The sequence below is a fragment of the Enterovirga sp. genome (genome assembly GCF_035325185.1).
Lineage (GTDB): Bacteria > Pseudomonadota > Alphaproteobacteria > Rhizobiales > Beijerinckiaceae > Enterovirga.
The window spans coordinates 1-11209 of sequence record NZ_DAOLAJ010000110.1; the positions used below are offsets into that span (position 1 = coordinate 1).

The 11209-nt window shown below is 70.1% G+C and carries 10 protein-coding genes; 4 read left to right on the plus strand and 6 right to left on the minus strand.

Translation table 11 applies throughout. The features are described 5' to 3' along the window. A partial coding sequence (locus PKD06_RS16520) for a hydantoinase/oxoprolinase family protein (RefSeq protein ID WP_324382009.1) occupies positions 1-1731 on the minus strand: 1731 nt, incomplete at its 3' end. A gap of 158 nt (positions 1732-1889) precedes the next feature. On the opposite strand from PKD06_RS16520, the gene PKD06_RS16525 reads away from it, so the two are divergent. Genes PKD06_RS16525 through PKD06_RS16535 form a run of 3 tightly spaced genes read left to right on the plus strand, consistent with a single transcriptional unit; the run spans position 1890 to position 4525 of the window. After that, positions 1890-2888, plus strand: coding sequence for an ABC transporter substrate-binding protein (locus PKD06_RS16525; RefSeq protein ID WP_324382012.1), 999 nt, complete (start codon positions 1890-1892; stop codon positions 2886-2888). A gap of 11 nt (positions 2889-2899) precedes the next feature. Continuing rightward, positions 2900-3745: an ABC transporter ATP-binding protein gene (locus PKD06_RS16530; protein WP_324382014.1), complete on the plus strand. Its 846-nt coding sequence runs from the start codon at positions 2900-2902 to the stop codon at positions 3743-3745. A 3-nt stretch (positions 3746-3748) separates the two neighbouring features. Next, positions 3749-4525: an ABC transporter permease gene (locus PKD06_RS16535; RefSeq protein WP_324382016.1), complete on the plus strand. Its 777-nt coding sequence runs from the start codon at positions 3749-3751 to the stop codon at positions 4523-4525. 34 nt (positions 4526-4559) lie between these two features. Here PKD06_RS16535 and PKD06_RS16540 read toward each other — a convergent pair whose 3' ends face one another. The 4 genes from PKD06_RS16540 to PKD06_RS16555 all read right to left on the minus strand — a co-directional run bounded on the left by PKD06_RS16540 (position 4560) and on the right by PKD06_RS16555 (position 9953). Then, positions 4560-4871, minus strand: coding sequence for a hypothetical protein (locus PKD06_RS16540; protein ID WP_324382018.1), 312 nt, complete (start codon positions 4869-4871; stop codon positions 4560-4562). Then, positions 4868-6691: a hypothetical protein gene (locus PKD06_RS16545; RefSeq protein WP_324382020.1), complete on the minus strand. Its 1824-nt coding sequence runs from the start codon at positions 6689-6691 to the stop codon at positions 4868-4870. The genes PKD06_RS16540 and PKD06_RS16545 overlap by 4 nt, the downstream gene beginning before the upstream one ends. A 286-nt stretch (positions 6692-6977) precedes the next feature. Next, complete coding sequence (locus tag PKD06_RS16550; protein ID WP_324382022.1) at positions 6978-8681, minus strand: porin; 1704 nt, start codon at positions 8679-8681, stop codon at positions 6978-6980. Between the two features lie 462 nt (positions 8682-9143). Then, positions 9144-9953 (minus strand): exodeoxyribonuclease III, encoded by an 810-nt coding sequence (locus PKD06_RS16555; RefSeq protein WP_324382023.1) that lies wholly within the window; start codon positions 9951-9953, stop codon positions 9144-9146. 126 nt (positions 9954-10079) lie between these two features. Between PKD06_RS16555 and PKD06_RS16560 the strand changes: the two genes are divergently transcribed. Further along, positions 10080-10352, plus strand: coding sequence for a hypothetical protein (locus PKD06_RS16560; RefSeq protein ID WP_324382024.1), 273 nt, complete (start codon positions 10080-10082; stop codon positions 10350-10352). A gap of 12 nt (positions 10353-10364) precedes the next feature. Here the strand turns inward: PKD06_RS16560 and PKD06_RS16565 are convergent, their stop codons facing one another. Beyond that, positions 10365-11009: an outer-membrane lipoprotein carrier protein LolA gene (locus PKD06_RS16565; protein WP_324382027.1), complete on the minus strand. Its 645-nt coding sequence runs from the start codon at positions 11007-11009 to the stop codon at positions 10365-10367. Positions 11010-11209: the final 200 nt, after the last annotated feature.

Genomic DNA, 11209 nt, shown 5'->3' on the forward strand with positions numbered 1-11209 from the left:
GCTCGCCGCGTCGTCCGCCGCGCCGAAGGGCACCGCGAGCGACATCTCCTGGCCCCGGAAGCGCATGTCGAGTTCCGGCTGGAGCGAGATGTCGTCCGCTTCCACGCCCTCGCCGAGAAGCCGCCCGCGCGCCTCCGCGGCCAGCTCTGCGACGATCTCGCGCGCGGCGGCGAGGTCGATGCCGTCGAGCCGGCCGGGAAGGGGGCGGATGAGATAGTGCTCGACGTCGCCCGCCAGCATGCCCATGGCCGTGAAGACGCCGGGCGAGGCCGGCACCAGCACGCGCGGCATCGAGAGCAGCCGGGCGATGTCGACGGCATGGACGGGCCCCGAGCCGCCGATCGCGACCAGCGTGAAGTCGCGCGGATCGACCCCGCGCTCGACCGTCACGGCCCGGATGGCGCGGGCCATGTTGGAATTGACGACCTCGCGCACGCCGTAGGCCGCCGTCGCCGTGTCGAGCCCGAAGGGCGCGGCGAGATCGCGCGCGAGGACCGTCTCGGCCTTCTCCCGTGACAGGGCGCGCGATCCGCCCGCGAGCGCCTCGGGCAGGTAGCCGAGATAGAGATTCGCATCCGTGACGGTCGGCCTGTCCCCGCCGATGCCGTAGCAGGCGGGGCCCGGATCGGCGCCGGCCGAGACCGGGCCGACCTTCAGAAGGCCGCCTTCGTCGACATGGGCGATCGAGCCCGCCCCGCTGCCGACCTCGGCGACGTCGACGGTCGGCACGCTCATCATGTAGCCGCCCGCCTTGATGAAGCGGCTCGGGGTCGAGATTCCGGCGCGGAACTCGTATTCGGAGACCCGCATCAGGCTGCCGCCCTGGATGAGGGAGGCGGAGGCGGTGGTGCCGCCCATGTCGAACACGACGAGATCGCCTTCCCCCAGGGCCTCCCCGAGGCGTCCGCCCCCCACGACGCCCGCCGCGCGGCCGGAGGAGATGAAGAAGACCGGCTTCGCCCGCGCCGTCCCCGACGAGGCCAGCGCGCCGTTCGAGTTGCAGACGAGAAGAGGCGCCGAGATCCCGATCGAGCCGAGGCCGCTTTCGAGCCGCGTGAGATAGGCTTCCAGCACCGGCCGGACATAGGCGTTCACGACCGTCGTCGAGGTGCGCTCGTATTCCTTGGCCTCGGGCAGGACCGAGACGGAAGTCGTGACCCGCAAGTCCCGCACATGCCCGGCGAGAAGCGCCTCGGCCCGCCGCTCATGCTCCGGGTTGCGATAGGAGTTCAGGAAGCAGATCGCGACCGACCGGATGCCCGCCGCCGCGAGTGCGCGGCCGGCCTCGACGACCTCCGCCTCGTCGAGCGGCGTGTGGATCGCGCCCGAGGCGGTGATGCGCTCGCTCACCTCGCGGCGATAGCGGCGCGGCACGAGCGGCAGCGGCTTCTCCCATTGCAGGTCGAACATGCCGGGCGTGCGCAGGCGCCCGATCTCCAGCACGTCGCGGAATCCCCGCGTGGTGATGAGGCCGGTCGGGGCGCCGGCCTTCTGGAGCAGCGCGTTCGAGCCGACCGTCGTGCCGTGGACCACCTCGCTCACCTGCGCGGCCGCGATGCCGGCTTCGTCGAGGATCTCCCGCACCCCGGCCAGCACCGCCTCTTCCGGCGCGGCGGGGGTCGAGGAGACCTTGCGCTGGAAGGTCCGGCCGGCCGCGTCGGTCAGCACGAGATCGGTGAAGGTGCCCCCGATATCGACGCCGATCCGGGCGGAGCGGTTCGCTCCAATCATGAGGCCATCTCCTCGCTATTGGACCAACTGGTTAGTTACTGACACGGGGCGCGTCAAGCCAGATCCGTGGCCATGCAGGAGGAAATGCAGGGCGCAAATTTGCGCTTGCGTCGACAATTGAACTAGTTAGTCTATAACAAATTGACCAGGAGGGATTGATGGAGCGAACCACTCACTGGGCTCGTGCCCTGCGCACGGCCGGGATCGGCCTCGCGGCCCTGGCGGTCTGCGCGTTGCCCGCCCTGGCCCAGGAGAAGCTGACCGTTCGGCTCGATTTCTCGCCCTGGGGCGTGCAGGCCGCGATGCATCTCGCCAAGGAGAAGGGGTGGTTCAAGGACGAGGGCCTCGACGTCGACATCCAGGACGGGCGCGGCTCCGGCAACACCCTCCAGCTCGTCAATGCCGGCCAGGTCGATATCGGCCAGATCCAGCTCGGGCTCCTGCCGCAGGCCCGGGAGAACGGCGCCCAGGTGAAGGGCATCGCCGGCTGGGGCCGGCGCACCGACCTCGCCGTGCTGGTCGACAAGGATTCGTCGGTCAACAAGGTGTCTGACTTCGCCGGCAAGACTCTGGTCGTCTTCGCGGCGAGCCCCTGGGCGCCCTATATCGACTACTGGCTCAAGCAGGGCGGCCTCGACCGCACCAGGACGACGATCACGTTCGTCGATCCCGCCGCGCTCTGGGGCACCTATACCGCGAGGCGCGCCGACGGCCTGATGTCGACCGAGCCTTCCGCGATCCCCGTCGCCGCCGCGACCCGGCCGTCGAAGGCGATCCTCGCGGAGGATGCCGGGATCGCCTATCCGAGCTACGGCCTCGTCGCGACCGAGAAGACGATCGCGACGCGGAAGGAGGCGCTGGCGAAGCTCGTCGCGGTGCAGGCCAAGGCCTGGGCCTATCTGCGCGACGGCAAGATCGAGGACGGGGTCGACGCCATCGTCAAGCAGCGCCCCGACGCCAAGCTCGACCGGACCGTCCTCGCCGAGCAGATCCGGCTGACCATCGCCTTCTTCGACACGCCGGCCACCAAGGGCAAGCCGCTCGGCTGGCAGGCGGAAGAGGATTGGAATGCGGCGCTCAAGGGGCTCGAGGCCGCCGGCGCCGTGAAGCCGGGCTGGAAGGCGTCGGACTACTACACCAACGACTTCATCAAATAGGGAACGCCCGCATGAGGACGGCCCTGGCCATGAAGACGACCGAACCCGCAGCCGCCGTCGCGGCGGGCGCCTCCCCTCCGGCTCCCGCCTATCTGTCCCTCGACGGCGTCGGCAAGGCCTATGGGTCGCGCCACGGCGCGGTCCAGGCCCTGGCCGGCATCGGCCTCGAGGTTCGCGAGGGGGAGTTCCTTTCCATTCTCGGGCCCAGCGGCTGCGGCAAGAGCACGCTGCTCAAATGCATCGGCGGCCTGGAGGACATCACCGGCGGATCGCTCAGGCTGCGCGGCCGGCCGCTCTCGGGGCCGCCGCCCAAGGCCGGCATGGTGTTCCAGCGCGACGTGCTGCTCGACTGGCGGACCGTTCTCGACAACGTGCTCATCACGGCCGAATTCCTCCGCCTCCGGCGCGAGGACCTGAAGCCCCGGGCGCTCCAGCTTCTCCAGCGCTTCGGCCTGTCGGGCTTCGAGAACCGCCACCCCTGGGAATTGTCGGGAGGCATGCGGCAGCGCGCCTCGATCTGTCGGGCTCTCCTCTGCGATCCCGAGCTTCTCCTCATGGACGAGCCCTTCGGCGCGCTCGACGCCATGACGCGCGACGATCTCAACCTCGAACTCGCGCGGATCTGGCAGGATACGCGGAAGACGGTGATCTTCGTCACCCACGGCATTTCGGAGGCGATCTTCCTGTCCGACCGGGTGGTGATGATGGACCGCAATCCCGGCCGCATCGTCGAGGTGCTCGACATCGACCTGCCGCGCCCGCGCCATCTCGCCTTGCGCGAGACGCCCGAATTCGGGCGCTACGTCGCCCATATCCGCCATCTCTTCGCCGGCCTCGGCATCCTCAAGGAGGGCTGAGGAATGCGCTCCACCCTGCACGAGATCGCTTCCGTCCTCGGCGTCATCGCGGTGGCGCTCGCTCTCTGGGAAGTCGCCGTCCGGCTGATCGGGCCGCCGCCGATCATCCTGCCCGCGCCGAGCCTGATCTTCTCCGAATTCCTCCTGGCGCCGGCCTATTTCCTGCGCCAGACCGCCTTCACCCTCTACACGACCCTCGCCGGCTTCGGCCTGGCCGCGGTGCTCGGCCTCGCGCTCGCGATCGGGATCGTGCATTCGCGGCTGCTCGAAAAGACCGTCTACACGCTGCTCGTCGCGCTCAATTCCGTGCCGAAGGTGGCCTTGGCCCCGCTCTTCGTGATCTGGATGGGGACCGGGGTCGAGCCGAAGATCGCGATCGCCCTGATGCTCGCGCTCTTCTCGGTCGTGATCGATGCGGTTCTCGGCCTGCGCTCTGTCGATCCCGACATGCTGAACCTCGCCAGGATCAGCCGGGCGAGCCATCTCGCGGTCCTTGGCAAGATCCGGCTGCCCAACGCCCTGCCCAGCATCTTCGCGGGCCTCAAGGTCGCGATCTCCTTCGCCCTCGTCGGGGCCATCGTCGGGGAATTCGTCGCCGGCTCCGAAGGGCTCGGCTTCGCGATCCTGACGGCGCAGGGGCAGTTCGACACGCCGCGCGTCTTCGTCTGCCTGATCCTGCTCGGCATTCTCGGCACGATCCTGTTCTATCTCGTCGAGGGAGCCGAGCGCCTGTGCCTGCCCTGGCACGTGTCCCAGCGGGGCCACGCTCCGGGCCATTGATCCGCGCCGGCGGCGGTGCCGCGCCGACGGCGGGTCAGGCGGGGTCCGCCTGCGCGCGGCGGCGCAGCGCCTTGGCGAGGCGGCGCAGGATCGCGCCCGTGGCGATGCCAAGCGCATAGGCCGCCGCGCAGAGGACGGCGATATCGAGCCACAGGCCGGGCCGACCCGGCACGACTTCGAGGACCGAGAGCAGCCCCCCCGCCAGCAGAACGAGGATCGCGCCGAGGCGGACGTCCTGGCGGGCGCTGGGCAGCCCGGATCCGGCGCCGAAGACGACGGAGAAGCCGAGGCCGAGCCCGGCCGCGACGGCGAGGGCCAGCCAGAGATGTTGCAGCAGAATGCTCATCGCCCGGCCTCCTGGAGCGGCGCGACCTGGAATTCGGTGCGCTCCGCCTCCTTGTCGGGGCCTCCGGCCACCTCGCCCGCGGCCGAGAAGCGCGCCGTCGAACCGCGCTCGGACAAGGCCGCGACGAGGGCGCGCGCCCGAGAGAGCGCGAGATCGCGCGGGGCCTGCGGATCGCCCATATGGTGCACGACGCGAATCCCGACCCTGCCGCAGCGCCGCGCGATATCTGCGGCCGCCTCCAAAGCGGGACCGGCATTGGCGGCGGGCTCCGCCTGTCCGGGCAGGAACCGCACCGGATTGCGGCGCGCGGCATCGCCCAGGAGATCGGCGCAGAGATAGGCGTCGAGGGCGCCCGGCGCGCGGACCGGCTCTAGTTCCACCCGCGCCTGCCAGCCCTCGGGCACCTGCCGGGGCGCCGTCCGCCTGATCCGGGCGGCGAGCTGGGCATAGAGGACACGCCCGGAATAATGCAGGTCGCGCTCGCGGATCGCCGCCTCGCCCTCGGCGAAATCGCTCAGCGTCTCGAGGGCTGTCCGCATCGCCTCGGGGAAGCCGGCCGGGGCGCCCTCGACCACGATCGTGCGGTCGAGCAGGCGCTCGCCCGGAAAGCGCGTCTTCGCAAGATCGGCCGCGGCGGCGCGGTCGCGCTCGTCCGAGACGTAGCCGGTCAGCTCGATCCGGCCGCCCGCGCGGCGGGCGCCGAACAGAAAAGGCGAGGCCGGGACCACCAGCACCGCCACCTTCGGCGCCCCGAGCGCCGGCGGCAGGGTCTCGCGCAACCTTTTCTCGACTTCCGCGGCGCCGCCCTTGGCGACCGTCTCGCCCGCGAGGGAGAAGCGACGGTCCACGATCTGAGCCTCCCCGGCCTTGAGCCGCCCGAGCGAATCGAAGGCGCTGCGCGCCGTCTCGAGGAAGTCGATGGAGCGGTCGAGCCCGCGCGCAGTCTGCATCGCGTCGCGTACGGGCAGGTCGGGCAGCATCTCCTGGGCGAGCCGCAGGAGCGCGGCGCGGCTCTCCTCCGAGGGGACCGCGCCGCCGAGCGAAAGGCCGCCGTCGTCGCGGCGCGCGGTCCAGAGGAACGGGGTGATGCGCGGCGGGAGGATGTCCAGCTCCCCCGCGGAATAGCCGGCCGGAAGCGCGCGGAACGAGGCCATCAGCGCATTGTAGGACAGCGAGTCGCGCGGCCGCGCCGTCGCCCGGACCCGGCGGCCGGCGAGGGCGCCCTCCCCCGATTCGAGCGCCCCGATCGCCGCGAGCAGATGCGAGGCCGCGGCCTCGAACCCCTCTGGCGCGCCGGAGGCGAGGCGCAGCCTGTCGTCGACCTGGTCGGGAGACACGAACCGAGCCGCCTGCGCCACCAGCCGGTCGCGCAATTCGGCCGTCGGCACGCCGCCGGACAGCTCGATGCCTGCCTCGCTGCGCTTCACCCCGAAGGAGAAGGGCGAGAGGGCGACATAGCCGGTGGTCTCGCTTCCGACCACACGCACGGCCGGGATGGCGGCGGCACGGATGCCGATCTCCCGTCGAAGCTCCTCGGGCAATTCCGCATCGGTGACGATCCGCACGTCGCGGCCTTCCACGACGACGCGCCCGCCGGCCGCCGCGAGCGGCGAGCCCGGCTCGGCGCGGACGAGCTTCGCGGCTTCTCGCCGGATATTGATCTCGACCGCGGGGCTCACCCGCATGACGGCGACCGCCGCCAGCAGCGCGAGCATCGGAAGCCCGAGCGCCCAGCCCGCCGGGCGGCGCCGGGCCGACCCCGTCTTCCCTCCCCCGGGGGGAGGCTCGCCCGTCTGCGCCTGCAAAAGCTCCGGCTCCAAGATCCACCCGCTCCATGCGTCCCCGCCGTCATGCCGGAGGAAGCGGACGTCATTGAGGCAGGGGAGCGCCTTCCCCTGTCATCCCGGTTCGGGCTGAACGGCAGAGCCTGTCATCCCCGGCCGGGTCAATGACGGAACGGGCATCGGACTGCGATTTTTTCAACAGCCTGCGGAGAGACATGCAGCCGAGCGGTTCAACCCGAAGCGGGATGACATGGGGAGGACCGCAACGAAAAAAGCCCCGGCACGAGGCCGGGGCTCCGTCTTTCGCCCGAGGGCGAAAGTCTTAGAAGTCGCGTTGGACGCGCATGCGCACCGACCACACGTCGTCCGACTTGGCGGTCTTGGCGGGCAGGGCGTTGCCCAGGGTGTTGCCCAGGGCCACCGAGCCGGCCGTGAGGTCGGTCGTCCGGCCGTTCTTCAGATCGACGCGGGTATAGATCGCCTCGAGACCGATATCGAGATCCTTGACCGGCGACCAGATCAGGTTCGCGCCGACCACCGAGGTGCTGTAGTCGCGCAGCGCGGCGCTGTAGGCGACGGTGTTGAAGCCGACGACCGCATTCGACGCAGTCGCGTCGAAGGTCAGGCCGTAAGGCCCGTTGCCGCGGGCACCCTTGCCGAAGCTGACCTCGCCGTAGGAGCCGAACACCGCCGACCGCCACTCGGGCGCCCAGTAGTGCAGGAAGGCGCCGGTGATCGACCAGGCTTCCGTCAGGTGCTGCTTGCCATCCGTGCCGAGGAACGAGTCCACGGTGCTGACCGCGAAGCGCCCGCCGTAGTTGTTGCCGAGCGTCTCACGACCACCGAAGCGGGCCGGGTGGCCGGCATACATGGTGGCGCCTTCCGCATAGGCGGCCTGCAACCAGAGCACGTCGCCGGTGGCGAGCTGGGGCAGGTTGAGCTTCAGGCCGCCCTGGATCGCCCAGCCCATGGCCTCCTTCACCTTCATCGACGGCGGCAGGCCGGCAGCCTGAGCAGTCAGGCCCTGCATGCCGGAGCCCAGGGAGGGCAGGCCGGTGGTGGTGTTATAGGACAGCGTCTGCGTGGTCCAGAGCTGGCCGCCGCGAAGCTCGTGCGAGGCCGCGGAGATCTGCGCCGCGCCCCAGGCCGCGTCGTAGCGGATCACGCCCACGAAGTCCGGAACCTGCTGACGCTGCGACACGTCATAGTTCGCGACCATGGTCGGGAGGCCCTGCGCGTTGAAAGCGTAGGGGATGGACGCCGTGAAAACACCGCCGAGCTGCGACAGCAACGGAGAACCGGAGATGGACGTCGCGGACGTGCCCGACCAGACCTGATCCGCGAAGATCGGCTGACGGCGCAGGGTCGGATCTTCCATCGAGATCGTCGCCGACCAGCCGTTTCCGAAGGTCGCGGTATAGGCGAGCAGGTTGGTGCTGGAGACGTCCGAGCCCGCCGTCGCGCCGTAGAACTCGAGGTCGTGAGCGTAGAAGTCGAAGAACGAGCCCGCCTTACCAGCCGTGATGCCGGCGAACTGGATGAAGGCCTTGTCGAGGAACATCGTCGTGTTGGCGCGGCCGTAGGTGTCCTGGCCCATGGCCATGAACGACTCGCCGTAGCGCTGCGAGGAGCCCGAGGTCAGATAGCCGCCGCTCGAATAGGCCGCCTGGATGCGCAGGAAGGTGCGCAGGGTGCCGTAGGCCGTCGAGGTGCGGGAATCGACGTTGAAGAACGCCAGCGACTGATAGGCCGAGTTGTCGGCACCCACCTGGCCGCCCTGCTGGCCGTAGATGTTGGTCCCGTTCGCGTGGCTGCTCATGTACTGGTAGCTGAACCGGGCGCGGCCGCCGATGCGGATGCAGGTGTCAGTGCCAGGGATGTAGAAGAAGCCGGCACCGTGCGCGGTGCAGACGCGGACATATTCCACCGGCGCGGCAGCGCGCATCGGCAGATCGGCAGCCTGGGCCCCGGCGACCGCGCAGAGCCCTGCAGCAGACCCGAGGAGAAGGCTCTTCACGAGCTTCATGTTGATCTCCAAAGTTAGAACCTCGGGCTTCGGAAACGCCGCCGGCCCCGCTCCCAGGCCCGCCGGCTTGCCCCTTACCCCCAGCTTCGGCCTCGGCCCCGCTTCGCGGCTCGCCTCGACTGAAGCGCTCCGAGGTTGCCCCCGTCGCAATGTCACCATGATTGAGGCGTTCCGCACGATCAACCGTTTCCGCCTTGTTTCGAGGCCAATCCGGGGGCTTTCCAAAAAGCTGTGGCTTCAGGGCAACGAAAAGAGAGGCCCGCCTCTCCAAGTTATTGTGAATAAATTACAAACCCTCTGCCGACCTACCCCTGCCGGGGCGTTGCATCCCTGCCACCCCGAGGCGCTGCGGCGCAGCATCGCCGGAGGCGGCACCGCCTCATTCCCGCCCGACGCGGACCGTTTTCGGGCCGGGGCGGCCGGGCGGCGCGCCCGCACGCGCCGCCCGATTCGGGCCCTCCTCTACAGGTCCAGCACCGCCGTCACCGGGACGTGGTCGGACGGCCTCGTCCAGCCGCGGGCCTGCGCATGCACATCGACCGAGGCCAGCGTGTCCGCGAGATCGCCGGAGAGCCAGGCATGGTCGAGACGACGGCCCTTGTTGGCCGCCGCCCAGTCGGGCGAGCGATAGCTCCACCACGTGTAGATCTTGGCAGGCTCCGGCACGAGGCGGCGCGCGCCGTCGATCCAGCCGCCCTCCTGCCGCAGGGTCTCCAGCGCCTCGGTCTCGACGGGGGTGTGGCTGACGACGTCCAGGAGCTGCCTGTGGGACCAGACGTCGTGCTCCAGGGGCGCGATGTTCAGGTCGCCGACGAGAATCGCGGGCCGCCTCTCCCGCGCGGCCCCCCAGCGGCGCATCTCGGCCAGGAACTGGAGCTTGTGGGCGAATTTCGGATTCAGCCCGGGGTCCGGCACGTCGCCACCGGCCGGGACGTAGAAATTGTGGACCTCGAATCCCGCCGCCTTCCCGGCCTCGGGACCCAGGGTCACCGCGAGGTGGCGGGCATCCTCGCGCCCGCACCAGGATTGCGGGGCGACCGCGGCGAAGGGAAAGCGCGAGAGGATCGCGACGCCGTTATAGCCCTTCTGTCCCACCTTCGCGACATGAGGCAGCCCGAAGGCGCGCAGCCCCTCCAGGGGAAAGGCGTGATCGGGGCATTTCGTCTCCTGGAGACACAGGATGTCCGGCCCGATCTCGTCCACGGCGCGCCCGACCTGATCGAGCCGCAGGCGCACGGAATTGATGTTCCAGGAGGTGATCTTCAGGCGCAAGGTTCGAGTCCGGGCCGGATGCGGGCCCGCCTTACAGCAAGCGGCGGGGGGCGAGGCAAGCTCCCGCCGCGAGAGGCGTGAACCGATCCGCGCCTCGCCCGTTATCGGCCCGGCACGGAGGGGATCATGCGTCGCCGCAGGAAGAGCGAGATCGGGATGTGGCTCGACATGGCGGGCATGGCCTTCGAGGCGAGCCAGGTCATTCCGCTCCGGCTGATGCGCATCGCCGCGGGCGGCGCGGCCGGGCACGCGGAAAGCCGCCGGATGGTACAGGAGAAGCTGGACGCGGCCGCCCGGGCCGGGATCACGCTCGCGGCGGGCGGCTCCCCGCAGAAGGTGGTGCGGCAGGTCCGCAGCAAGGTGCGCGCGAACCGCAAGCGGCTCGCCCGCGGGGCCTGAGCCGGCCCGGACTCAGTCGACCGGGCGCATGAAGCCGAGGTTGAAAGTGCGCGGATCGATCGGCTTGTTCTTCTCGATTCCGCCGAGGGCGACGGTGGTCGTGTAGCCCTGGGGGTCGGTCACGCGCCAGCGCTTGAGCGAGGTGATCTCGCTGTCGAAGGTGAGCGTGATCCGCGAGGTGCCGCCGATGGTCGAGGAATCCTCGATCGTGATGTGGACCCCGTCCCCGGCCGCCGAGACCGAGCGGACGCGGGTGTCGCGGGCGAGGTCGATGCGCGAGGAGAGCAGGAACTTCAGCGGCGTCTGCGAGATCGGATAGGGATCGGAGGTGTTGAGCTTGCGGTCCCGCACGAGGACCGTGGAGCCGTCCGAGACGACCTCGAGCGTCGAGGGCCTGTTGTATTCGAAGCGCAGCCGGCCCGGCCGCTGCACCCAGACCGTGCCGGTCAGGCGGCCCCCGTCCCCGCCGGCCTGCGAGAAGGACGCGCTCAGCGTCGAGAAGCTGTTCAGCGCCGCATTGGCCCTCTCGACCGCGGTCTGGGCGTCGATCGTCCGGCTCGCGGCCAGGACGGGCTTCGGATCGCGGCCGTCCTGAGCCCGGGCCGGCGCCCCGAGGAGGATCGCCAGAGCCACGACCGTCGAAACCCGCACGAACATTCCCACCTCCAGGCGCACCGCCGGACGCGGCGAGCGATCTGCTGTCCTATGGACGCGATTATGGACCGAAAAAAGGTGGCATGGCCGCGCGGGCGGCAGCGCGCGCGTCATTCGTCCTCGCGCGCTCCGTCCTCGAGCAGGATCTCGCGCTTGCCGGCATGGTTCGCCGGCCCGACGATCCCCTCCTTCTCCATGCGCTC